Source organism: Archangium sp. Cb G35 (assembly GCF_001896145.1).
GTDB classification, from domain to species: Bacteria; Myxococcota; Myxococcia; order Myxococcales; family Myxococcaceae; genus Archangium; species Archangium violaceum.
On the sequence record NZ_MPOI01000003.1, the window covers coordinates 627,625 to 652,108 of the forward strand.

At 70.6% G+C, this 24,484-nt stretch carries 17 protein-coding genes; 10 read left to right on the top strand and 7 right to left on the bottom strand.

Features of this window, described 5'->3' with window-relative positions; translation table 11 throughout:
• Positions 1-122 precede the first annotated feature (122 nt).
• Entirely contained in the window at positions 123-821 is a 699-nt protein-coding gene (locus BO221_RS12885; RefSeq protein WP_073560700.1) for a bifunctional 2-polyprenyl-6-hydroxyphenol methylase/3-demethylubiquinol 3-O-methyltransferase UbiG, read from the bottom strand.
• A 165-nt stretch (positions 822-986) separates the two neighbouring features.
• Complete coding sequence (locus tag BO221_RS12890) at positions 987-2,414, bottom strand: hypothetical protein (protein ID WP_073560701.1); 1,428 nt, start codon at positions 2,412-2,414, stop codon at positions 987-989.
• Positions 2,415-2,849: 435 nt separating this feature from the next.
• Between BO221_RS12890 and BO221_RS12895 the strand changes: the two genes are divergently transcribed.
• Both BO221_RS12895 and BO221_RS12900 read left to right on the top strand, forming a co-directional pair.
• Positions 2,850-4,262 (top strand): NAD-dependent succinate-semialdehyde dehydrogenase, encoded by a 1,413-nt coding sequence (locus BO221_RS12895; protein ID WP_073560702.1) that lies wholly within the window; start codon positions 2,850-2,852, stop codon positions 4,260-4,262.
• 309 nt (positions 4,263-4,571) lie between these two features.
• On the top strand, positions 4,572-6,632 hold the full coding sequence (locus BO221_RS12900; protein WP_233165942.1) for an RCC1 repeat-containing protein: 2,061 nt from the start codon (positions 4,572-4,574) through the stop codon (positions 6,630-6,632).
• A gap of 100 nt (positions 6,633-6,732) precedes the next feature.
• Here BO221_RS12900 and BO221_RS12905 read toward each other — a convergent pair whose 3' ends face one another.
• The gene (locus BO221_RS12905; protein WP_233165944.1) at positions 6,733-7,950 is read right to left on the bottom strand and encodes a hypothetical protein; all 1,218 of its coding nucleotides are present in this window, start codon (positions 7,948-7,950) and stop codon (positions 6,733-6,735) included.
• A gap of 201 nt (positions 7,951-8,151) precedes the next feature.
• On the opposite strand from BO221_RS12905, the gene BO221_RS12910 reads away from it, so the two are divergent.
• The gene (locus BO221_RS12910; protein ID WP_073560839.1) at positions 8,152-11,073 is read left to right on the top strand and encodes a sigma-54 dependent transcriptional regulator; all 2,922 of its coding nucleotides are present in this window, start codon (positions 8,152-8,154) and stop codon (positions 11,071-11,073) included.
• 408 nt (positions 11,074-11,481) lie between these two features.
• Complete coding sequence (locus tag BO221_RS12915) at positions 11,482-12,447, top strand: COX15/CtaA family protein (RefSeq protein ID WP_073560703.1); 966 nt, start codon at positions 11,482-11,484, stop codon at positions 12,445-12,447.
• Positions 12,448-12,537: 90 nt separating this feature from the next.
• On the opposite strand, the gene BO221_RS12920 is transcribed toward BO221_RS12915, so the two are convergent.
• On the bottom strand, positions 12,538-13,377 hold the full coding sequence (locus BO221_RS12920; RefSeq protein WP_233165945.1) for a Sir2 family NAD-dependent protein deacetylase: 840 nt from the start codon (positions 13,375-13,377) through the stop codon (positions 12,538-12,540).
• A gap of 69 nt (positions 13,378-13,446) precedes the next feature.
• Here BO221_RS12920 and BO221_RS12925 point away from each other — a divergent pair, with 69 nt between their 5' ends.
• From BO221_RS12925 to BO221_RS12935, 3 genes are all read left to right on the top strand, one after another.
• Entirely contained in the window at positions 13,447-14,115 is a 669-nt protein-coding gene (locus BO221_RS12925; RefSeq protein WP_073560704.1) for a DUF2378 family protein, read from the top strand.
• 75 nt (positions 14,116-14,190) lie between these two features.
• Positions 14,191-15,051: an alpha/beta fold hydrolase gene (locus BO221_RS12930; protein WP_158079834.1), complete on the top strand. Its 861-nt coding sequence runs from the start codon at positions 14,191-14,193 to the stop codon at positions 15,049-15,051.
• Between the two features lie 93 nt (positions 15,052-15,144).
• Positions 15,145-16,146, top strand: a complete 1,002-nt coding sequence (locus tag BO221_RS12935) for an RNA ligase family protein (RefSeq protein WP_073560705.1) — start codon at positions 15,145-15,147, stop codon at positions 16,144-16,146.
• A 21-nt stretch (positions 16,147-16,167) separates the two neighbouring features.
• Here the strand turns inward: BO221_RS12935 and BO221_RS12940 are convergent, their stop codons facing one another.
• Positions 16,168-16,941: a hypothetical protein gene (locus tag BO221_RS12940; RefSeq protein WP_073560706.1), complete on the bottom strand. Its 774-nt coding sequence runs from the start codon at positions 16,939-16,941 to the stop codon at positions 16,168-16,170.
• Positions 16,942-17,189: 248 nt separating this feature from the next.
• Here BO221_RS12940 and BO221_RS12945 point away from each other — a divergent pair, with 248 nt between their 5' ends.
• The 3 genes from BO221_RS12945 (at position 17,190) to BO221_RS12955 (ending at position 22,021) form a co-directional block, all read left to right on the top strand.
• Complete coding sequence (locus tag BO221_RS12945; protein ID WP_073560707.1) at positions 17,190-18,212, top strand: kinetoplast-associated protein; 1,023 nt, start codon at positions 17,190-17,192, stop codon at positions 18,210-18,212.
• Positions 18,213-18,338: 126 nt separating this feature from the next.
• Entirely contained in the window at positions 18,339-21,152 is a 2,814-nt protein-coding gene (gene ppdK / locus BO221_RS12950; protein ID WP_083680986.1) for a pyruvate, phosphate dikinase, read from the top strand.
• A gap of 32 nt (positions 21,153-21,184) precedes the next feature.
• Entirely contained in the window at positions 21,185-22,021 is an 837-nt protein-coding gene (locus tag BO221_RS12955) for a hypothetical protein (protein WP_073560843.1), read from the top strand.
• A 190-nt stretch (positions 22,022-22,211) separates the two neighbouring features.
• On the opposite strand, the gene BO221_RS12960 is transcribed toward BO221_RS12955, so the two are convergent.
• Complete coding sequence (locus BO221_RS12960) at positions 22,212-23,696, bottom strand: glycine betaine ABC transporter substrate-binding protein (protein ID WP_073560708.1); 1,485 nt, start codon at positions 23,694-23,696, stop codon at positions 22,212-22,214.
• Positions 23,693-24,457: an ATP-binding cassette domain-containing protein gene (locus BO221_RS12965; RefSeq protein WP_369864806.1), complete on the bottom strand. Its 765-nt coding sequence runs from the start codon at positions 24,455-24,457 to the stop codon at positions 23,693-23,695. Before BO221_RS12965 ends, BO221_RS12960 begins: the two co-directional genes overlap by 4 nt.
• Positions 24,458-24,484 lie beyond the last annotated feature (27 nt).

The following is a 24,484-nucleotide window of genomic DNA, read 5'->3' on the forward strand; positions in this document are numbered from 1 at the left end:
CTCGAGCAGCTGACACTCCGGCCAGGCGCCCGTGTTCGCGCCGGGCCGTGGGGGCCTGAAGCACGGCCCACCCGCCGTGGAGACCAGGAGAGGCGCCGCCCTCCCGGTCCCGGCTCCGTGGGCTAGCGCACCATGCAGACGTAGTAGTTCTCGCCGTAGTAGTCGTCGCGGTCGGCCGCGAGCGCATGGGAGAAGCCCAGGCCCCGCAGCGTGTCCACCAGCGCCTCCGGCTCGAAGAAGGTGACCATTTCATTGGGGTCGGTGACGAGCCTGCGCGTCACGTCGACGTGGTAGGTGGTGGCGGCCTGCAGCGGCGCGTCCCAGCGGCCCTCCGCCTTCCACTCCTCGATGGAGTTGACCATCACCTTGCGCAGGTCCGGCCGCTGCCGGGGACCGGTGGCGATGAGCACGCCGCCCGGCTTGAGGTGCCCGAAGCACTGGCGCAGCACCTGCTCCGGCTCGCGCACGTAGAAGAGGACGTTGTTGAGCAACACGGCGTCCGCCTCACCCGGCACTCCCCGGGGAAAGGTGCGCACATCCCCTTCCAGCACCTTCCAGCGCCGGCGCTCCTCCTCGGGCGCCCGGGCCTGCTTGCCCAGCGCCAGCCCGAGCATCGCCGGGTTGTTGTCGAAGCCCACCACCGTATGGCCCCGCTCGACGAGCGGCTGGCTCAACAGCCCCGTGCCACACCCGGCGTCGATGACGTACTTGCGGCCCTCCGTGTCGCGGAGGACCTTCGCGGCCATGCGGCGGTAGCAGTTGAGCTGGGAGCAGATGGCGTCGTAGCTCCTGGCGAATTCCGTCCAGATGTTGTCGACCACGGGGGTCCTCGCTCTGGCCCGGGCTCATCCCGGGCGCGGGCTCACAATCTAAGGAGCCGGGCAAGGGCGGGGAGTCCCCCCAGCGGGGCGCGGGGTGCTCCAAAAAAAAACGGGCCCCGCGTCTCCGCGAGGCCCGGCATCGGGGCGACGGCAACGCCCCGGCGCTCAGTGCTTCTTCATCCACTTGTAGATGGGCTCCCACACGGCCGTCTCGGCATCGCTGGCCAGGAACAGGTCCGCATGGCCGTAATCGGCGACGCGGGGCATGCCCGGCTTCTGCACCAGGTGGACGCTCACGTCCTTGCTGCCCAGCAGCTTCGTGCTGTGCACGCCGTAGCTGCCGAAGCCACCCGCGGCGCCCACGTACAGCACCGGCACCTTCACCTGCGCCAGGTGGTCGTCATACGGCAGGCTCTCGTCGCCACACATGATCCGATCGCTCTCCACCATCTCCGTGAAGCTCTGGAAGGGGTGGGCGGTGCTGAGGAAGTCGAAGAACGGCTGGGGCTGCACGTGCTGCAGGCCCACGGGCAAGCCGTCCGCGCCGAACGCACCCGCGGTGAAGTGGTAGAAGGGCACCGACGGCTGGATGCCGTACGCCTCGTTGGTGAGGAGCGAGAAGGTCGCCGCTCCCACGACGATGCCCACTTGCTGGTAGGTCATCGGCGGCAGCTCGATGCCCGGAATCTGCGCGGGGTCGTTAGGAGAAATCTTGGCCGACTTCCCCACGAACTGGATGGCCACGCCCGCGCCCGGCCCGGACAGGTTGCCCTCGTAGCGCCCCGAGCCCAGCACCATGCCGCCCACGGCCGCGCGCACGCAGGCCCACTGGCGCTGCTCCTCGGCCTCCGGCCCGAACTTCAGCACCATGTCCACCGGGATGAAGCCGCTCACGTGGCGCAGGCCCTGCGGACGCTGCGTCTCCGCGTTCATGTAGGCATAGGCCACCGTGGCCCCGCGGCTCCAGCCCAGCAGGTTCATCTTGCCGCCGCCGCTGCCCGTCAGCGCGCGCACCGCCCGCGCCACCGTCAGGCCCGTGCCCACGTCCTTGGCGTGCGAGCCCAGGTTCCAGCCCTTCATGAAGGAGAAGTCCGTCGTCCCCTCGGGCACATGCGTCCAGCGCATGTCGATGCCCCACACGTCCACGTCCTTCTTCGCCAGGTACACGGCGATGGACTTCTTGTCGTCCACCGCTTCCGTCAGCGTGCTGGACATGAAGGCGCCCTGGAAGTCCCAGGCGTCGCCGTGCACCATGAAGACGGACTCGGGGGCGCGCGCCGGCCACCACGGGAACCGCTCGCGCACCACGCGGTGCAGGGTGATGACGTCGTTGGCCGTCGCGCCCACGCGCAGGCGGATGCGGTAGTGGTAGACGTCATCCACCACCCGCTCGCGCTCGAAGCCGCTCGAGAAGCTGGCGCCCTCCGTCCCCGCCAGGCAGCCCGGGCAGTCCGAGGAGAGCTGAAGCATGGAGCGCGCCTGCCCCAGCTCCTCGGCCGCTACGGGCACCGTCTCGGAGACGGGAGTCTCAACACCGCACCCCACCAGAGAGAGCAGGGCGACCGGGACGATGTGGCGGAGATTGAAGCGCATGAGTTCCTCAAAAAAGAGTTTCTACAAAGCCGGAGAAGCAACGTTGCTGCCACCCCTCCGGTCCCACTTGCACGCGATGAAGAGCAGGAACCGCGCCAACCCCTCAAGCCCGCGAAAATACTGGAACGCCCTCACAGGCGTGCCGTCATGGCTGAAACATGACGCTTATATCAAACAAAGGAAAGCCCGATTTTCAAAGGGGACGGAGATAACGCGTCGAACTTGAAACTCGTGCTTCAAGATTGAATCAGAAATCCTGCAATAGCAGGTATCCACGACATCCATGTCCTCTCTGGAGGACCCCGCCCCCTGACACCGCCGTCCGGAAACCGCGTGCAGGTGTGAACGCGGGGCTGCACACATGGCTTGTCGCCCTCGGGAGGCCGGGCCCACACTCCGCGCCCTTTTGGGGAAGAGCCCCATGAGGAGAGCCCCATGAGCTTCGCCACCATCGAGCCCACCACCGGTAGGACACTGCGCACCTTCACCCCCCACACTCCGGAGGAGGTGGAGACGCGGCTGCGGCGGGCCGAGGAGACGTTCCACACCTTTCGCCACACCCCGTTGGCCGAGCGGGCCCGGTGGATGAAGCGGGCGGCGGAGCTGCTGGAGACGGAGGCGGACGCCTACGGGCGGATGATGACGCAGGAGATGGGCAAGCCGCTGGAGGCGGCGCGCGCCGAGGCCCGCAAGTGCGCCACGGCCTGCCACTACTACGCGGAGAACGCCGAGCGATTCCTCGCGGACGAGCCGGTGGACACGGCGCCGGACACGAGCTTCGTGCGCTACCAGCCGCTCGGGCCGGTGCTGGCCATCATGCCGTGGAACTTCCCCTTCTGGCAGGTGGTGCGCTTCGCCGCCCCCGCGCTCATGGCCGGCAACGTGGGGCTGCTCAAGCACGCGCACAACGTGCCCCAGTGCGCGCTCGCGCTGGAGGAGCTCTTCGTGCGCGCGGGCTTCCCCCAGGGGGTGTTCCAGACGCTGCTGGTGGACGTGGCGGGGGTGCGCCGGCTCATCGAGGACCCGCGCATCCGCGCGGTGACGCTCACCGGCAGCGAGGGCGCCGGACGCGACGTGGGTCAGCGCGCGGGTCAGCAGCTCAAGAAGGTGGTGCTGGAGCTGGGGGGGAGCGATCCGTTCGTGGTGCTGCCGGGCGCGGACCTGGACAACGCGGTGGAGACGGCGGTGAAGGCCCGCCTCATCAACAACGGCCAGTCCTGCATCGCCGCCAAGCGCTTCATCGCCACCGCGCCCATCTACGAGGAGTTCGAGCGCCGCTTCCTCGAGCGGATGCGGCGCGCCGTGGTGGGAGATCCATTGGAGGCGAAGACGGAGGTGGGGCCGCTCGCCATGCAGAGCATCCGCGACGGGCTGCACGACCAGGTGGAGCGCAGCGTGGCCGCGGGGGCGAAGCTGCTGCTGGGGGGCAGCAAGCCCTCGGGGCCGGGCTTCTGGTACCCGCCCACGGTGCTGGCCCATCCTCCGCCAGGCTCTCCGGCCTATACGGAGGAGATGTTCGGCCCGGTGGCCGTGCTCTTCCGCGCGAAGGATGCCCGGGACGCGCTGCGCATCGCCAACGACTCGCCGTACGGGCTGGGCGCCAGCGTGTGGACGCGCGACGAGGCCGAGCAGCGCTTCTTCATCGACGGGCTGGAGGCCGGCACGGTGGCCGTCAACGGCATGGTGGCGAGTGATCCCCGCCTGCCCTTCGGTGGGGTGAAGGCCTCGGGCCACGGGCGCGAGCTGGCGCGCCACGGGCTGCTCGAGTTCCTCAACATCAAGACGGTGCGCCTGTCGAACCCCTCGGCCCCGGCGCCCGCGCGCACGCAGGCCCAGGCCAGCGAGTAGGGCCCGCGTCCGAAATTTGTCACCTGGGGGCGCGCAAAACGTCACCCCGCCTGGTGGGCAACCGGGAGGCCTCACGGATTCCGGGAGCTTGGAGCACGCCGGCTCCTGGCATGCCCGCTGCTTTGGCGCCGGGGCACGCGGTGGCGTGCCCCCGGAGGGATGATGCGGCAGCAGAGACGTGGAGCTTGGAGTGCCTGGCTGTGGGTATTGCTCGGTGCCTCGTTGATGGCCGGCTGTGGGGGGCGGCCCGCCACGGAAAAGCCCACCCCGGGAATACCTCCCCCACACCCGAAGACGGTCACCCGGCGGGTGCTCGGCACGAACAACACCCACTCCCTGATGGTGCGCGCGGACGGCACCGTGTGGGCCTGGGGCGCCAACAATGAAGGCCAGGTGGGGGACGGGACGAAGACCACGCGTCACGCGCCCGTGCAGGTGCCTGGGTTGACGAACGTGGTGGCTGTCGCGGCCGGCGGCTATCACTCGCTGGCGTTGCGCCAGAACGGCACCGTGTGGACCTGGGGCTCGAACATCTCCGGCCAGCTCGGAGATGGAACGAAGAGCGCCCGGCTCACGCCCCAACCGGTCCCCGGACTCACGGGGGTGGTGGCCATCGCGGCCGGCAGCTATCACTCGCTGGCGGTCCGCCAGGACGGCACCGTGTGGGGCTGGGGGTCGAACTCCTCCTTTCAGCTCGGAAGCCCGTCCGAGCCACTGAAGCCGATCCAGATCCGCGGTCTCACGGGCGTGGTGGCGGTGGCCGCCGGACTGATGAACACCCTGGCGCTGCGCCACGACGGCACCGTGTGGGCCCTGGGTGCCAACAGCTTTGGCCAGCTCGGCGATGGGACGGTGACGGACCCGCGGGCCACGCCCGCTCAGGTGCCGGGCCTCTCGGACGTGGTGGCGCTCGACTTCAGCTTCCAGAGCGCCGTGGTGGTGAAGCAGGACGGCACCGTGTGGACCTGGGGCGACAACCGCCGGGGCGAGCTCGGCGATGGGACGACGGACTCCCGGGCCACGCCCGGGCAGGTGCCGGGCCTCTCGGACGTGGTGGACGTGAGCGCCAGCACCCAGGGCCACCTCCTGGCGCTGCGCGGCAACGGCACGGTGTGGAGCTGGGGCAACAACACCTTTGGCCAGCTCGGCGATGGGACGGACTTCCCCCGTGCCGAGCCCGCGCAGGTGCCAGGCCTCACGGGCGTGACCGGTCTCGCGGCGGGGGGCACCCATTGCCTGGTGCTGCGCGAGGACGGCTCCGTATGGGGCTGGGGCCCGAACCACGGCGGCTGGCTCGGAGTGGGCTCGGCGCGGCGGCCCACGCCGGTGCAGGCGTCCGAGCTGCCGGGCGTGGTGTCCGTCGAGGCCGGGGTGGGCTTCTCGCTGGCGTTGGACACGGAGGGACGCGTGTGGACCTGGGGCAGGGGCATCCGTCCCCCGGGACAGGCGCTCCCGGCCGCTATTTCACCCGTGCAGGTGCCGGAGCTCTCGGGTGGGGTGGCCATCGAGGCCAGCGGCTACCACGGCCTGGTGCTTCTCGGGGATGGGACCGTGTGGGGCTGGGGAAACTCCCACGGCATCGCCCCGCGCATCCCGGTGCCACGGCAGGTGCCGGGGCTCTCGGGCATCGTGGCCATCGCGACCGTCTACACCCAATCGGTGGCGCTGCATTCGGACGGCACGGTGTGGCAGTGGGAGCATACGTTCGACTCAGGAGACGGAGGAAACGTGGAACCGGGCCACCGCAGCACGCCCTTCCAGGTGCAGGAGCTCACGGACGTGGTGGCCATCGCCGCGGGGGACTATCACTTCCTGGCGCTGAAGAAGGACGGCACGGTGTGGGCCTGGGGCTCCAACTTCCATGGCCAGTTCGGGGATGGGACGACGCGAAATGAAATCGTGCCGGTGCCGGTCCAGGTGATGGGGCTCACGGGAGTGAAGGCCATCTCGGCCGGCGGCAGCCACTCCGTGGCGGTGCTCGAGGATGGCACCGTGTGGAACTGGGGCGCCTATCGCCTCGGTGTGACCGACGGCGGACCGATCATCTCACAGACCCCCGTGCAGGTACCGGGGCTCACGGACGTGGTGGGCGTCTCGTCCCGCTACCACACCTCGCTGGCGCTGCGCGGCGATGGCACCGTGTGGACCTGGGGCGAGAACGAGGACGGGACGTACGACCCTGGCTTCGCGCCCAAGCAGGTGCCGGGACTCACGAACGTGAAGGTCCTGGCCGCTGGCTCCTCCGTCCATCACTCGCTGGTGGTGCTCACAGACGGCACCGTGCGCGGGTGGGGTGACAACTACTACGGGCAGCTCGGGGATGGGACGTCGGGGCAGCATTTCACCCCGGCCCGTGCGCTGCTGCCCTGAGGGGCGCGGAGAATCACCCTCAGGAGTGGGCCGCCTTCTTCACCCGGGCGGTCCGCTTCCCCCGCTCCCGGAGGTAATAGACGACCGCCTCCAACTCCCGCTACCGGGTCGGCACCCGCGTCCGGGGCGGCGCGTCGCGGTGGACCTCTTCCATCGCCTCGGCCACCGCGTCCATCTCCAGGCCCAGTTGCTCCACGCTGCGGCGCAGGCCCGCTCCCGCCACGTCCGCTCCCGCCGCGTCCGCCGAGCGCACCCGCAGCACCTGCGTGTAGAGATTCTCCAGCGTGTAATACAGGCGCATGTGCTCGGCCTCCAGCCGCGAGGCCGCCGTCGCCAGCTCCGCCCGCTGCTTGCGCTGCTCGTCCAACAGCCGCAACGCCCCCTCCAGCCGCTCCTTCACCACCTCGTCGCGCTCGGACTCCACCCGCGCCGCCAGCCTCGCGCGCTCCTCCTCCAACCGGCGCTCCTCCTCCGGCGGGCTCAACGCGCGCAGCTCCCGCTCCCGCCGCGCCAGCTCATGGCAGCTCTTGCGCAGCCCCTCCACCGTCTGCTCCGGCTGATGCACCACCTCCCGCAGCACCCCCGGCCCCGCGCGCAGCTCCGCCAGCAGCTTGTCGCACAGCGTGTCCACCCGCGCCGTCCTCGGATCTTCCGCCTGCCGGGGCGCCGCCGCCTCGCCGGACCGCTCGGGGGCCTCCTCCCGCGCGTCCTCCTGGGCCGCCTGCCCCTCGCCCAGGCCCTGCTTCTGTCCCTCCTGGAGCCGGAGCTGATGGACGCGGCCGAGAATCCCCGCCGACGCCGCCCCCATGCCCAGCGCCACGAAGATGAGCCACCACAACGTGTGGATGTTGATGATGGCCATTCCCGTCATCACCACCGCCGCCAGCGCGAACACCCACCCCATCATCGGGTTGGCTTCTTCCAACTCCCGCTGCCGCTTGAGCGCGCGCTGCTCTTCCTTCCACTTCTCCCGCGCCATGCGCCGCTCCCACTTGCGGCGCTCCTTCTTGTCCTGGTGCTCCCCGCCCAGCGAGCCCATGTGCTCGGCCCACTTCTCCACCCCCTCGGCCCACTTCTCCACGCCCTGGGCATGCCGCTCCGCCCACTTCTCCACCCCCTGGGCCCACCGCTCCGCCCCCTTCTCCATCGCCTCGGCATGCCGCTCCGCCCACTTCTCCATCTCCTCGGCATGCTGGCGCTCCCACATCTCCTTCCATTGAGCGTGGCGCTTCTGGCCCTCGGCGAGGGCCTCCATCATGCGGCGCAGGTGCTTCTGGAGGGGCAACTCGGGCGGCGGAGGGGGCGGTTGCGGAGCCATGGCTGTCTCCCGGCGGCGGCGGCGTTACGTCCCGGTGTTACACCGGGCGCGCCCTGTCTGCCCACGATTCGATGACGTTCCTTTCCCTACCCGGGATGGATGCACGGCGCCCGCCTGTTCGCAGGCCCACAGCAAGGTTTGCCCTTCCCCGCCAGATGAACGAAGAAGAAAGGGCGGTTGGGGGGCCGCAAGGGGACGGCCGTGTCGAGGAATGAAGCAGAAGCATTGGGGCCCGAGGCGATTCGCGCGTTGCGCGGAGAGCAGAGCCGGGCGGCGTTCGCCCGGCAGCTCGGCGTCACCCCCCTCACGGTGTACCGCTGGGAGCTCCCGGAGGCCGCCGCGCAGGCCCGCCGTCCCCGGGGCCGCGTCATGGAGGCCCTGCGCCAGCTCGCCGAGGGCGGCCAGCCCGCCCTGCCTCCCCTTGCCCGCCCGTCCTCCATCCTGTTCCGGCAGGACGTCTCGCGCGAGGAGCGTGCCCGGCTGTCTCCCTGCCTGACGCTGCTGCAACGGGCCGACTGGCACGCCGCGGAGGACACGCTGCTGGGGCTGCTCACCTCGGGGGCCCTGCGCACCCCGGCCGCGCGCGCCCTGGCGGCGGCGGGACTGGCCTACGTGTACCGCTGGGGCTTCGAGGACGCGCGGCGCGCTTTCACGGTGCTGCTGCCCCACCTGGACGAGGCCGAGGCGGGCACGCTGCCCGATGCCGCCGCCGCCCATGTGCATGCCATGGCCGCCAACCTCTTCGCCTCGCCGGACGGCCGCATCTTCGACGCGGGCAAGGTGAACGTGCACGTGGCGCGCGCCGAGGCCCTGCTGGGCCCCCATGTCTTCTCCAGCGGGGAGGTGCGCTGCCACCTGCGCGTGGCGGAGCTCGCCGCGGCCTTCTACCTGGGCACCCCCGAGCTCATCATCCGCCAGTACGGGCGGCTGGAGGAGGCGCTGATGGGGGTGGCGGACCCGACGCTGCGGCTGCTGGCCTCGGACGGCGTCGCCCACGAGACGGCCTTCCGGGGCGAGGCCTCGCTGGCCACCCGGCGCTTCCGCGAAACGGCGCAGGCCGCGGCACGCGTGGGCTATGCCTTCCTGGAGGCGCGCAACCTCGGCTTCCTCGCCCAGCGCCGGCTGGACGAGGCGTGCGAGCCCGACGAGGCGCTCGGCCTGGTGCGCCGTGCCCGCGAGGTGGCCTGGAGCGGGCGGCTGCCCCGAGGCCTCTCCTTCGTCTTCGCCGCGCGCGCGGAGGCGGACGCCCTCATGCGCCTGGGCCGCTTCGCCGAGGCCGGGACGGTGCTGGACCAGGCGGAGGCGGTGACGGAGGAGCTGCGTTGGACACCGCACCACCTGGTGGGACAGCGAGCCCGCCTGCTGTACCTCACCGGCCGCTACGCGGACATCCGCGAGCTGGCGGCGCGCATCTCCCGTTATGACGGCCCCGTCCAGCAGCCCCTCACCCGCGCCTACGGCTGCTTCGCGGAGGCGCTGGCGGACTGGGCCGAGGGCAACGTGCAGCGGGCCGCGGAGGGCTATGCCACCGCCCACGCCCGGGCGCTGGAGGTGGGTGGCTGGCCCTACCTGCGGCGCGACTCCCTCATTGGCGAGGTGGGGACGCGCGCCGCCGCGTTCCAGCTGCCAGAGGCCCACGCGGCCCTGCGCCGGGCCCGCTCCATGCTGGAGCAATTCCCCTCCGCCTGGCACACCGCGCTGCTGCACCGCCAGGAGGGTCTGCTGCTCGTGCGCGAGGGCCGCTGGCGCGAGGCGCGCGAGAAGCTGGAGGCCTCGCTGGCCACCTTCTCCCTCGCCGGAGATCTGCCCGAGGCCGCCCTCACCCGCCGCACGCTGGCCCTGACGGCGCGTGCCCTGGGAGAGGCGGGAACCGAGACGTCGCTCGCCCAGTGTGAGGAGGAGCTGCGCCGCTACGGCATCACCCCGCCCCTGGACTTCAGCGCGGACCTCCCCCCCGCCGCGCAGGAAGCCCTCGCTCTGGAGGTGTCGCCCCGGCTGGGAGCCGAGTCGCTGGTGGTGCCCTTCGAGCGGCTCGCCGTGCGCGGCATGGGCGCCCCCCTCATCCAGCGCGAGCTGGTGGCTGTGCTCGAGGGGCTCTTCCCCGGCCGCGCCCCGCGTCTGGAGGAGCTGGACTCGCAAGGCCGCGCCACGCCGCTGCTGGGTGAGGCCGGCGTGCCCGCCAACGAGTGGGTGGAATTCGGTGACGGCTGTGGCCGCCGGCTGCGCGTGGGCGTGACGGGCCCGCTGCCCGCGGATGGACGGGCCCTGCTCAGCGCCCTGGCGCGCCTGTCGGGCTTCGCGCTGGAGGTGGCCGTGCTGCGCGGCTTCGCCCACGCGGAGCCCCCGCTGCGCGAGCCCGAGAGCGCGCCCGAGGTGCCCGGCTTCATCGCCGCCTCGCCCGCCATGCGCAAGCTGAAGACGGAGCTGGCGGGGTTGAGCGGCTCGCGCGCCACCGTCATCGTCACCGGCGAGTCCGGCAGCGGCAAGGAGGTGGTGGCCCGCGCGCTCCACCAACTGTCGGCCCGGGCCGAGCGGCCCTATGTCGCCTTCAACTGCGCCGCGGTGCCGCGCGAGCTCTTCGAGGGCCAGCTCTTCGGCCACCGGCGCGGCGCCTACACGGGCGCGGCCACGGACCACCCGGGCGTCATCCGCGCCGCCCACGGGGGCACGCTCTTCCTGGACGAAATCGGAGAGCTGCCGCTCGAGGTGCAACCCAAGCTGCTGCGCTTCCTGGAGAACGGGGAAATCTTCCCCCTGGGCGAGACGCGGCCGGTGCAGGTGGACGTGCGCGTCATCGCCGCTACGCACCGGGACCTGGGACAGTTGGTGCGCGAGGGCCGCTTCCGCGAGGACCTCTACTACCGGCTGCAGGTGGTGCCCGTGCGTGTGCCCCCGCTGCGCGAGCGGCGCGAGGACATCATCGCCCTGGCGCGCCACTTCGTGAACCAGCTCAGCCCCGAGGGGCGCGAGCCTCCCCAACTGGGTCCGGACGCGCTGGCCGCGCTGGTGGCGCACTCCTGGCCCGGCAATGTGCGGGAGCTGCGCAACGTCATCGAGCGCTCGCTCGCCTTCGGCTCGCTGCCAGCGGTGCTGGGGGCGGACAAGCTGCGGATTACCGGGTGAAAAAAGGGTGAAAAGAACACCGCGGGCCAGGACAGGGGGCGAACCCGACCCGCGGTGCATGGCTACGACTACAGCCGTGAAAAGATGCGCTCGTGGGCCGAAGTGGGGGGGCCTCCGACCCACGGAGCGCTTCGGGCACCAAGGCGCCCGAACTCGAAATCGTTACCGAGCGGACATGTAGCAGGAGGCGTGCCAACGTTTTCGAGCCCCTGGAAGCCGTTTGGAAATCATCCAGGAGGCATCCGAGAGCGGGCAGGCACATCCACAGCCATATCCAGGAAGGGACGAGGGGGATTCGGATACCCGCTGGATATGGGTGGTGGTGAAGCGGGCGAGTAGCCAGACGTGCGGAGCGGAGGCTCGCGAGGCGGCGGCCAGAGACGAAGTGGGCTAGGGAGGGGAGCGACGATGAGCGCTTCCGTGTCCTCCCGAGGCTTCCGAGTCCTGAGCTGGTCCACCCTCGTCTACACGCTGGCCGTGGTGCTGTGGGGCGCGTTCGTGCGCGCCACGGGCTCGGGAGCGGGGTGTGGAGACCACTGGCCGGTGTGCAACGGCGAGGTGGTGCCGCGCGCGCCCACGCTGCAGACGCTCATCGAGTACACGCACCGGCTGACGAGCGGGCTGGCGATGATACTGGCGGTGGTGCTGTGCGTGTGGGGGCTGAGGGCGCACGCGAAGGGGCACCCGGTGCGGAAGGCGGCCGTCTTCTCGCTCGTCTTCATGCTGACGGAGGCGGCGGTGGGTGCGGGGCTGGTGCTCTTCAAGATGGTGGCGGACAACGAGTCGCTGGCGCGGGGCTGGTGGATGGCGGCGCACCTCATCAACACGTTCCTGCTGGTGGGGGCGATGGCACTGACGTGCTGGTGGGCGGAGGGCCGGGAGCGGCTGACGTGGCGACAGCAGGGGCTGACGGGGTGGCTGCTGGGTGGAAGCCTGGTGGGCCTGCTGGTGCTGGGGGTGAGCGGGGCCATCGCTGCACTGGGAGACACGCTCTTCCCGGCGTCGAGCCTGGCGGAGGGATTCCGGCAGGACATCTCGCCCACGGCGCACGTGCTGCTGCGGCTGAGGGTGCTGCACCCGGTGCTGGCGGTGGTGATGGGGGCGCTGGTGGTGTTCTCGGCGGCGACGGTGGCGAGGCTGAGGCCCTCGCCGGAGACGAAGCGGGCGGCGACGCAACTGGGCGTGCTCTACGCGCTGCAACTGGTGGCGGGGATGGTGAACCTGCTGCTGCTGGCGCCGGTGTGGATGCAGCTGGTGCACCTGCTGATGGCGGACATGGTGTGGATCGTCCTGGTGCGGCTGAGCGCGGCGGGGCTGGCGGTGGGAGCACCCAGGGTGGACGAAAGCCCGACCCCCGCCCCGTCACTGAGCTGAACTGAGCTCCCATCCGCGCCCCCACTCCCTCGCCCTCCGGGAGAGGGCCGGGGTGAGGGTATCGAGGTCCCGGGTTGAATCCCGGCCGCGTCACCCGCGCGCCATCTCCGCTTCAATCCCCCGCAGTGCCTCCAGGGCACGCAGGGGAAGACTGATGCCCCCCGAGGGAACCTCGGGCTCACGCACGTTGATGCGAATCAGCGTCCCGTTCCCCGAGGCCGTCACGCGCTCGCAGAAGTGACGCACGGAGGGAATGGCGGTCCCCGCGCCACACTCGACAACGGCCAGCGAACCGGGCTTCACGGCCTCGAGCCACGCCGAGAGCCGCTCCTCCTGGGACTCGGTGCGCGAGGAATCCCATCCCCAATCACCGAACATGAGGATGTTGGGCCGCACGAGCGAGCCGCAGCGCGGGCACGTGGGCAGGGGAGGCCGGGCACGAAAACTCTCCGGGTCCACCTCCACCGAGTACGGAGCGGCGGAAGCAATCCCCTGACAGGAACCGAGGCACTGCACATGGTGGATGGAACCATGGACCTCGAGGACCCGGTCCTCGGGGAAGCCCGCCTTCTGGAACTGGCCGTCGACGTTGGAGGTGAAGACGAAGGCGCCGTGCCGCATGCGGGAGGCCCAGGAGCGCAGCAGCTCGAAGCCGGGGTGGGGGTTCGTCGCGCGGTACAGCCCGAGCCGGTGGCCGTAGAAGCCCCAGGCGAACTCGGGATCCTTCCGGAACCACTGGGGGTTGGCCATGGAGGCGAAGTCGAGCCCGAGCTTCGCGTAGGCCGGGTAGGCGCGCCAGAAGCCCTCGGTGCCGCGGAAGTCGGGCAGGCCCGAGTCGACGCCCATCCCGGCACCCGCACCAATGATGAGGGCCTCGGCGGAGCGGAGGACATCGGCTGCACGGCGGAGTTCCTGGCTGTTCACGGTCACCTCTCCCACTCCTGGCTCGGGGGTCCCCCCAGCCTCAATCTTTCTTAACGAAGACGCAAAAGAGACGACATGAGCCGGGTGTTTCATGACGTCATGGAACTCCAGACCCTGAACACGTGGAGCACCCCCCACACCCGGACGACCTCCCAGCCCCACCGCGCCCTCCGGCGCGAGCCCGTGGTGTTCGGCCAGGCCCTGGAGACCCTGATGGCCGGGGCCGGGACGCTCGGGCCGCAGGCGCTGGAGGCGCTCGCCGGGCTGGGACTCTCCCCTGGGGAGCCCCTGCGCGCGGCCTGGCCGGGCGTGGTGTGGACGGGCGCCATCCATGTCCTCTCCAGTGTCCTCTACCCGCACCTCTCCGCGCCCAAGGCGGAGTTCATGCTCGGGCGGCGGTTCATGGAGCACTCGCTCGTGACGCGAATGGGCGCGGCGATGAACGCCCACGCCCGGGCGGTGGGACCGGAGCGCACGCTGCTGCGGCTGACCCACAACCTGCGGACGTTGAACAACTTCATGGGTGCCGCGGCGCGCGAGCTGCCCGGACAGCGCGGCTGGGAGCTCGTCATGCGGCCGCTCCCCGAGTTCCTGCTGATGGCGGAAACCCATGGAGAGCCGCCCCACTTCACGCGGGGCGCGCTCACCACCGCCTTCCACGCCGCGGGCGTCTCCAGCTTCCGCATGGAGGTGGTGCGCTACGACGAGCAACTGGGCGCCTCCACCTTCCACATCAACTTCTGAGCCATTCCACACGGACCGTACGCCTGGGAGTCACCGCCGCCCGGTATGTTGGCGCCCCACTTCAGGAGGAGCGCCATGCCACGCTGGACACTCGGTCTGTTCGTTCTCACCTGGCTCGGATGCGCCACGACGCGCCCGGCCGCGCCATCGGGCCAGGAAACCTTCACCTCCGTCGAGGGCGGAGCCGGCAAGCTCCGCGTCTCCGATGGAGGGCGCGGCAGCACGCCGGTGGTCTTCGTCCACGGACTCGGGGCGGACCTGGAGGTCTGGCGCGCGCAGCTCGACCACGTCCGGGCCTCGCGCCGGGCCGTGGCGTATGACCAGCGAGGCCACGGCGGCTCGCAGCCCGCGAGCGACGGCGTCTACAGCATGGAAGCCCTCGCGGAGGACCTGGAGCGCGTGGTGAGCGCGCTGGGCCTCGAGCGCTTCGTGCTGGTGGGCCACAGCATGTCCGGCAACGTCATCTCCGCCTACGCCGCGCGCCACCCGGAGAAGCTGGCCGCGCTCGTCTACGCCGACGCGGTGGGCGACGTGAGCCAGGCGCCCCAGGAGATGAAGGACTGGTTCAACAAGCCCCCGGAAGGCTACGGGCCCGCGCAGGTGAAGGAGGAGTTCGCGGAGATGCTCGGCCCCAAGGCCCGGCCCGGAACGCGCGAGCACGTCCTGGCCTCGGCCGGCCGTGTGGACCCCGCCACCGTCGTCGACCTGCGCCGCGCCATGGGCGCGTTCTCGCCTCGCCCCGGACTGGACCGCTACACCGGGCCGCGCTTCGCCATCGAGGCCGAGGGGGTCGCGGAGGAGAACCCCTTCACCGCCTCGCGCAGCATCCCCGGGGTGGTCACCACCACCGTACCCGACGTCTCGCACTGGCTCATGATGGACGACCCCCAGGGCTTCAACCGGGCGCTCGACGCCGTGCTGAGCCAGGTTCCCTGAAGCCCCTGGACGCGGGCCGGTCAGGAAGCACGTCGGCCCCGCGTCCGGGCCCCCGGGACGAGCACTCCGCCCGCCCCATCCGGAGACACCGTCATGGAGAGAAAGCTCGTGTCCGTGCAGCGCGTCGATCACCTCGAGCCCATCTCGGGAGCCGACAACATCCTCAAGGCGCGGGTGATGGGCTGGGACGTCGTCGTCAAGAAGGGCGAGTTCGCCCCGGGCGACCCCTGCGTCTTCTTCGAGATCGACAGCCTGCTGCCCGAGAGCGCGCCGTGGGCGGAGTTCATGCGGCCCCGGGGCTTCCGGGTGAAGACGGCGCGCCTGAGGGGCGTGCTGTCGCAGGGGCTCGCCCTGCCCGTCTCCATCCTCCCCGGCGAGGTGCCGCCCCAGGGCACCGACGTGCGTGACGTGCTCGGCGTGGTGAAGCACGAGCCCGTGGTGACCGACACGCGGGAGGTCTCCGGGCCCTTCCCGGGACAGGTGCCCAGGACGGACGAAATCCGCCTGCAGTCCACGCTGGGCGTGCTGGACGAGCTGCGCGGCCATGACTTCTACGTGACGACGAAGCTGGATGGGACCTCCGCGACCTTCTTCCGGCCGCTGGAGGGCGAGCTGGTGGCGTGCTCGCGCAACTGGGCGCTGACGCGTGAGGCCTCGCACCCGGCGTGGCGCATGGCCGGGAAGTACAAGCTCGACACCGTGCTCCCGCCCGGCTTCGCCGTGCAGGGCGAGGTGTGTGGCCCCGGCATCCAGAAGAACCGCCTGGGCCTCACCGAGGCGGACCTGTTCATCTTCAGCGTCCACGACACGCGGAGCGGGTGCTACCTCGGCCATGCCGAGCTCATCGCGTTCTGCGCGGAGCACGGGCTGCGCACCGTGCCGGTGGAGCACGTCGTCACGGGCGAGGCCGCGCGGACGTTCGAGCACGGCCTGGAGCACTACCTGAAGCTCGCCCAGGGCTTCTACACGGGCACGCGCAACCGCAAGGAGGGCATCGTGGTGCGCCCCCTCGCCGAGCGGTACTCGCCCACGCTCGGCGGCAGGCTGTCGTTCAAGGTCATCAACAACGACTTCCTGCTCAAGGACGAGGACTGAAGGGGACTCGCGGTGCCCGGCTCAGAGCGCCTCGCTCGAAACCAGGGCACCGCGTCCCGCGTCGGTGCACGCGTAGAGCTCGCTCGTGGCGTGCAGCCCCTTCTCGTCGGCGAGCACCCGCAGCACCCGCTCCTGCTCGCTGCCGTGGTCCCCACACGGCGTCTCGACCGACTCGATTCGCGCCGAGCCCCGCAGCATCGCCCAGGTCTCCGGCTCCAGCACGAGGGGCGTATCGGGATGCTCGGCGGTGCCCAGCGCGCGCACACGGCCATCTCGCCTGTCGACGCCGATGAGCACCGCCTCCCGCAGTCCGCACCCGTGGGCCTGCGTCTGCAGCACGAACTCGCGCGCCTGCCCATCATGGTCGTAGTCCCCGAGCACCATCGCCCGCACGCGCTCGCGGCGCTGGAGCGCCTGGCGCCGCGCACCGGGGGCAAGCGCCTCATCCCCCTCGGCGGGTGCCCACCCACGCAACATCGCCAGGGGTCGCGCCTCGCCCTGCACGGGAGGACCGAACAAAGGCGAGAGCGGGAGCCGCTCCACGGGCCTGCCGGGACGCGAGCGCAAGAGCTCCAACTCGCCACGCTCGCCCTGCGCGAAACCCTCGCAGGGACACGAGACGCCCTCCGTCTCGAAGCACGCGAGCTCGGGAGGAGCTCTCCACTCGATCCGCCAGCGCTCGGCGACACCGTCCACCGTCACGCGGACCTCTTCACGAAGCACGGCTCGGGAGCGCGCCCCACCCGCTCCTGCCACCAGCACCGCGCCCACCGCCAGCCATGTCCGCAGCCGCATCCGAGCCTCCTTGCACGCACTCGCGCGTAGGCCGGTCCATACCGTACCAGCCAGGTTGCGTGGAGGGGTGGGTCTGACATCCCAGGTCTGGTGCGAAAAACCCCCTTCCGGAGCCACGCCGGAGCCCGGGGAATGTCAGACCCATTGGGTATTTCTTACGCATGGCCGCCCGAGAGGGGGCCGAGCACTCCCACCGCCACGGCCGGGCCCTACCTGAGAGGACCCGGACCCAACCTGGAGCATCACACATGGCTACTCGCACCGCCGCCCGCAAGGCCTCCCGCAACCGCACCACCGAGCAGACCAAGGCCGCCTTCGAGGAGCTGGCCCGGAAGAACCGCAACAAGCCCGTGGTCTCGGCCAAGGAGCAGGAGGCGCGCACCACCCACGCCAAGAGCGTGCTGACGGATGTCTCCAGCCTCACGGCGGAGTCCGCGGTGAAGAAGGTCACCGAGGCGGGCCTCACCATCAACCGCACGCTGGCCGGCATCAACGAGCAGGTGATGGCGCTGGTGGAGGAGCTCAAGCAGCTCGACGAGGCCATCAAGCTCAAGACGGAGGAGCTCACGGCCCTGCACGGCCAGGACATCGCCGCGAGCGCCATCGACGTGCTGGTGGCCGAGTACGACCGGAAGAAGGAGGAGCTGGAGGCGGAGATGGAGCGGCTGCAGAAGGAGATCGCCGACACGCGCACGAAGTTCGCCCAGGAGCTGGCGACGGAGCGGGACCTGATGGAGGTGGCGCGCAAGCGGGCCGAGGAGGAATACACCTACGGCATCGTGCTCTCGCGCAAGAAGGAGCAGGACGCCTTCGCCGAGCAGATGCGGGTGCAGACCGCCGCCGAGAGGGATCGCAAGGAGAAGCTGGAGAAGGAGTGGGCGGTGCGCGAGGAAGCGCTGAAGCTGCGCGAGAAGGAGCTGGAGGAGCTGCGCAAGCAGGTGGCGGACTTCCCGTCGGTGCTGAAGAGGGAGACGGGCGCGGCGGCGGCCATCGCGAGCAACCAGGTGAAGTCCGACTGGGAGCTGAAGTTCACGCTGGCGCAGAAGGACGCCGAGACGGCGCAGCGCGTGGCCAGCATGGAGATCGCCTCCCTGAAGGAGACCAACGCCAGGCAGTCGCAGGCCATCCTCTCGCTGCAGACGGAGCTGAACGAGGCCAAGCGTCAGGTGCAGGCCATCGCCGAGAAGGCGCTGGAGTCGGCCTCGGGAGCTCGCGCGCTGGCCGAGGTGCAGGGCGTCATCGCCAGCCGGGACTACGCCAAGGGCAAGTAGTGGGAGCCCCAGGTTCCGAGGGAGCAGGCAGCCCTTGCACCCTCGGACGGCGCGCCCCCAGTTTGGAGGACGGGGGCCGCGACTCCCGTTGCGTGGTTTCCACGCCTTCTCACGGAGTTGCACACCATGCCCCGCCGCGCCCGGAAGACTCCGCCCTCCAAGAACCGCCGCCGAGCCCGCCCCGAGCCCAGGCTGGCCCGTGCGCCCAAGCGTCCCCACGTCTCCAAGGCCTCCAAGGCCTCGCGGGAGAAGTGGGTGTACCTCTTCGACGAGGGCCGCGGCGACATGAAGGAGTTGCTGGGCGGCAAGGGAGCCAACCTCGCCGAGATGACCCGCATCGGGCTGCCCGTGCCGCCCGGCTTCATCGTCAGCACCCGGGCCTGCAACGCCTTCCTCGCCACGGGCAACCGATTCCCCGAGGGCCTCTGGGAGCAGGAGCTCGCGGCGCTGCGCAAGCTGGAGAAGCGGGCGGGCCGCTCGTTCGGAGATCCGGAGAACGCCCTGCTCGTGTCCTGCCGCTCCGGCGCGCGCTTCTCCATGCCGGGGATGATGGACACCATTCTCAACCTCGGGCTGAACGACAGCGTGGTGGAGGGCCTCGCCGCCGAGACGGGGGATGCGCGCTTCGCCTATGACGCCTACCGTCGGCTGGTGCAGATGTTCGGCACGGTGGTGCTGGGCCTGCCCCACGAGCCCTTCGAGCACGTGCTGGAGGAGTACCGGCGCCAGCGGGGCCTGGAGAACGACGCGGCACTGCCCGCCGAGGACCTGAAGGCCATCACCCAGGCCTTCCAGCGCATCATCCGCGAGAAGACGGGACGCGACTTTCCCCAGGAGCCCATCGAGCAGTTGCGGCTGGCCACCGAGGCGGTGTTCCGCAGTTGGAATGGCAAGCGCGCGGTGGACTACCGCAACGCGGCCGGCATCGCGCATGACCTGGGCACGGCCGTCAACATCGTCACCATGGTGTTCGGCAACCGGGGCGAGGGCTCGGGCACCGGCGTGGTGACGACGCGCAACGTGTCCACCGGCGAGCGGGAGATGGAGGGGGACTACCTCTCCAACGCCCAGGGCGAGGACGTGGTGTCGGGCACGCGCCCCACGCTGCGCATCTCCGCCCTGAAGGAGCTGCACCCGAAGCTCTACGCCCGGTTGGAGCGGTACTGCGAGAAGCTCGAGCGGCACTTCCGTGACGTGCAGGACGTCGAATTCACCATCGAGCAGGGCAAGCTGTGGATGCTGCAGACGCGGGATGCCAAGCGCACGGCGCAGGCGGCGGTGCGCATCGCGGTGGAGCTGGCCCGGGAGAAGCGCATCACCCGCCAGGAGGCCGTGCTGCGGGTGAAGCCGGAGCAGATCGACTTCTTCCTGCACCCCCAGTTCGCCCCGGCGGACAAGCAGGCGGCAAGGGAGCGGGGGGACCTGCTGGCCACCGGGCTGAACGTGTCGCCGGGCGCGGCCAGTGGCGTGGTGGCCCTGGACGCCGACACCGCCGAGCGTTGGAGCAGGGAGGAGAAGAAGGCCGTCATCATGGTGCGTCCCGAGACGAAGCCGGACGACGTGCACGGCATGCTGGCGGCGCAGGGCATCCTCACCAGCCGGGGTGGGCGCACCAGCCACGCCGCGCTGGTGGCGAGGCAGTTCGGCAAACCCGCGGTGGTGGGCGTCTCGGCCATGGAGGTGGACTGCGAGCAGCGGCAGCTCACCATCGCCGGGCGCCTCATCCGCGAGGGGGAGACCGTCTCCATCGACGGCACCACCGGCGAGCTCTTCGTGGGCAGACTGGAGACGGTCATCCCGGACTTGAAGGACGAGTACATCCTCGAGCTGCTGCGGTGGGCGGATGGCTTCCGCGAGCTGGGCGTGTACGCGAACGCGGATTACCCGCGTGACGCGGGGAAGGCCTTGGAGCTCGGAGCCGAGGGCATCGGCCTGTGCCGCACCGAGCACATGTTCTTCGAGACGGACCGCCTGCCGCACGTGCAGCGGATGATTCTGGCCCGGAGCGACGCGGAGCGGGACGAGGCCCTCGCGGCGTTGCTCCCCTTCCAGCGCGAGGACTTCCTCGGACTGTTCCGGACGATGGATGGGCAGCCCGTCACCATCCGCCTCATCGACCCGCCCCTGCACGAGTTCCTCCCCAACCACGACGGGCTGCTGCACGACGTCACCGAGCTGGAGACGCGGCTGGAGCTGCTGAAGGGCAAGCCCGAGGCGGAGGGACTGGAGGAGCGGCTCGCCAGCAAACGGCGCCTGCTGGAGGCGGTGGAGTCGATGCGCGAGGCCAACCCCATGCTGGGCCTGCGTGGAGTGAGGCTGGGCATCCACCTGCCGGCGCTCGTCCGCATGCAGGTGCGGGCCATCTTCGAGGCGGCCTGCCAGTGCACCCGGGACGGCGTGCGCGTCTTCCCCAAGGTGATGATTCCGCTCATCGCGCACAGCAACGAGCTGCGCGTGGAGAAGGAGTTGCTCGAGGCCGAGGCCCACGCGGTGATGAAGGAGCAGGGCGTGAAGGTGGCGTACCAGCTCGGGACGATGATCGAGATTCCCCGGGCGGCGCTCACGGCGGACCAGATCGCCGAGGACGCGGAGTTCTTCTCCTTCGGGACGAACGACCTCACCCAGACCACCTACGGCATCTCGCGGGACGACGCGGAGACGGGCTTCCTCAGCGAGTACCTGCAAAAGCGCATCCTCCCGGAGAACCCCTTCGCCACGCTCGATCAGCGGGGCGTGGGCTCGCTGATGGAGCTGGCGGTGAAGCTGGGGCGGGGGGCGAGGCCGGAGCTGAACATCGGCATCTGCGGCGAGCACGGTGGAGACCCGAGGACGATCGCCTTCTGCCACCGCCTTGGGCTGGACTACGTATCGTGCTCGCCCTTCCGGGTGCCCATCGCGCGTCTGGCGGCGGCCCATGCCGCGCTCAGGTCCGAGACCTGAGGCAAGGTGATAGATAGGGGGCCATGGGTGCCATGACCTCCCCGACCGACCGACCTTCCCCGCGCCTCCGGTGGCTGCTCGCCCCGCTGGTGCTGCTCACGCTCACCGGCTGCTTCGATCTGCTCCAGGAGATCTGGATCCTCCCCGATGGTTCGGGACGCGTGGTGCTCGACGTGGGCCTGCCGAAGACGTTCCTCGACCTGGCGCGGACGCAGGGGAAGGACCCGCTCGAGGGGCTGCGCGCGGACGCCCGGGCCGCCGAAGCCGAGCTGAAGAAAGACGCGGACGTGACGAAGTTCGAGTTCCGGGAGTACGAGGAGAACGGGCAGCAGCACATCGTGTACGACCTGACGGTGAAGGACGCCACCCGGCTGGGCGAGCTACAGAAACGGGCGATGGAGCTGAGCAGCACGGCGAAGCAGGCGAAGCAGGGCAAGGGCAAGGCGGACCTGACCTTCCAGATCGAAAGCCGCGGGTTCGGCGAGTACGTCTTCGTCCAGCGCTTCGGCGAGCCGAAGAACGCGCCCGGTTCCACGGACGGCGCGAGCAATCCCTCGGAGCAGGCGGCCAAGGACTTCGGGATGCAGATGGCTCGGGCGCTGATGGGCAACCACTTCTACGTGGTCCGGGTGCACGGCCAGACGGTTTCGGAGACGAACGGCACGCTCAACGAGAAGAAGGACACGGTGGAGTGGAAGTACAGCCTGGTGGACCTGCTGGACGAGGCGGGTAAGGGAGGGGAGTTGCGAGCGGTGGTGCAGGCGGCGCCGCCACTCTGGCTGTGGCCGGTGGTGCTGGGAGTGCCATTGTTGGTGCTGGTGCTGGCGGTGATGGCGGCCCGGCGGCAGCGGACCCGGCGCGCCGCCTGAGGCAGCCGCGACCATTTCCCCTCTCCCCTCGGGAGAGGGACGGGGTGAGGGTATCAGTCCCTGTTCTTCAACCCGTGGCCCACCATTGTGGACAGGGGGTTCAACCCGAGATTCGTGGCACCCTCACCCTGACCCTCTCCCGGAGGGCGAGGGGACGTAGCCACGTTGTCTGAAAGGGTTTTAAAAGGGTTCAAAGACGCAGCCCCCGGGGCACCACGAGCCGCTCGACGAGCTCGAACAGGCCACTGACGAGCAACGCGAGCACTGCCGCGGGCACGGCGCCCTGGAGGATGAGCGAGGTGTCATCCAGCCGGATGCCGGTGAGGATGGGCTGACCATAGCCCCCGGCGCCGATGAGGGCCCCCAGCGTGGCGGTGCCCACGTTGATGACTGCGGACGTCTGGATGCCCGCGAGGATCGACGGTGCGGCCATGGGCAGCTCCACCAGCCGCAGCCGCGCCCCCGGCGGCAACCCGAGCGCCTCGGCGGACTCGCGAACCTCGGGAGCGATCCCGGTGAGCCCGGCCGCGGTGTTCCGGAGGATGGGCAGCAGGCTGTAGAGGAACAGCGCCACGATGGCGGGCCGCGCACCAATACCCAGCAACGGAATCATGAACACCAGCAGCGCCAGCGAGGGCACCGTCTGGATGATGCCGGCCAGCGCGAGCACGCCCTGCCCCAGCCTCGGCCTGCGCGCCACCAGCACGCCCAGCGGCACCGCCACGGCGATGGCCGCCATCAGTGACAGCCCCACGAGGAACAGGTGCTCGCGCGTGTGGCGCCACAGGCTCGCCCCCAGGCTGTCGCCGCGCACCGTCACCGTGAGCCCCAGCTCGCGCTCCAGGAACGCGGCCGCGACCCGGCGCTCGGGCACCCGCTGGAGCTTCGCCCGCGCGTTGAGCTCCACCATCTCCGGCTCCGAGATGCGGCCCTCCAGCCGCCCGAGCGCCGGCACCACCTCCGGGGCCCGCCCGGCCAGGTCCTCCCGGTAGAGCAGCACCGCGTCGTACGCGGGGAAGTGGCGCAGATCATCCTCGAGGACACGCAGGCCGTAGTACGAGATCTCCGCATCCGTGGAGTACAGGTCCGTCACCTGGATGGCCCCACTCTCCAGGCCCCGGTAGGCCAGGTCATGGTCGAGCCCGCGCACGTCCCGCTGGGGCAGCGCGTAGCGGGAGCGCAAGGCGGGCCAGCCATCGCCACGGTTCATGAACTCGTTGCTGAAACCGAAGCGCAGCTCCGGGTGCTCGCGCAGCTCCGAGAGCGTCCGGATGCCCAGCCGCTCGGCCTCCGCCTCCTTCATGCCCAGCGCATAGGTGTTGTTGAAACCCAGGGACGCGCTCATGCGCAGGCCCTCGGCCGCGAGCGCCTCGCGCAAGGACGTGTCATCGGGCAACGCCCGGCCGGCGAAGATCTCCTGGCGCAGGGTGCCCGTGTACTCCGGGTAGACGTCGATCTCCCCGCGCCGCAGGGCCTGCCAGAGCACCTGGGTACCGCCGAGCTCGCGCCGGTGCTCGGCCCGCGCGCCGGTGCTCCGCGCCAGCTGCGTCACCATGTCACCGAGGATGACGGACTCGGTGAACTTCTTGGAGCCCACGCGCACGGGAGCATCCTCCGGAGGCGCACCGGAGCACGCGGCGAGCACGAGCCAGACGCCGGCGAGGAGCGCCCTCATGACGGGCTCCCCGAGAAAGGCAGACGCTGCGCCTGGAAGAAGCGGGTGACGAAGGGGTCCGCGGGAGCGCGCTCCAGCTCGGCGAGCGGGCCCTGCTGGACGATGCGTCCCTCGCGCATCAGCACCACCTGGTCGCCGAGGAAGGCGCCCTCCCCGAGGTCGTGGGTGACGAGCACCACCGTCTTGCCGAGCCGGGAGAAGATGTCGCGCAGGTCTCCCTGCAGTTCGTAGCGGATCATCGGGTCCAACGCACCGAGCGGCTCGTCGAGCAGGAGCACGTCCGGGTCGAGCATCAACGCACGCATGAGGCTGACGCGCTGGCGCTGTCCCCCGGAGAGCTGGCCGGGGTAGCGGCCGAGGGCATCGGGCGGAAACCGGGTGAGCTCGACGAGCTCGCGCAGCCGGGTGTGGACACGCTCCGAGGGCCACTTCAGGTAGCGGGCCATGAGGGTGGCATTGCCCTCGGCGGTGAGGTGAGGGAAGAGCCCACCGCCCTGGAGCGCGTAGCCCATCCGCTGGCGGACGGTGAGCAGCTCCTCGTCGCGCAGGGGCTGCCCCCGGAAGAGGACGCGGCCGGAGTCGGGCCGGATCAGCCCGTTCATCAGGCGCAGGAGCGTGGACTTGCCACAGCCGCTCGGGCCGAGCAGGACGGTGGTGCGCCCTTCGGGCACATGCAGGTCCAACGGGCACAGCGCCTGTGTGCCGCCGAATCGCTTGGACACCTGTTCGAGCTGGAACACGCAGCACCCTCCTCCACTCATGCGCGGACAGTCCCCGAGTCATACCGC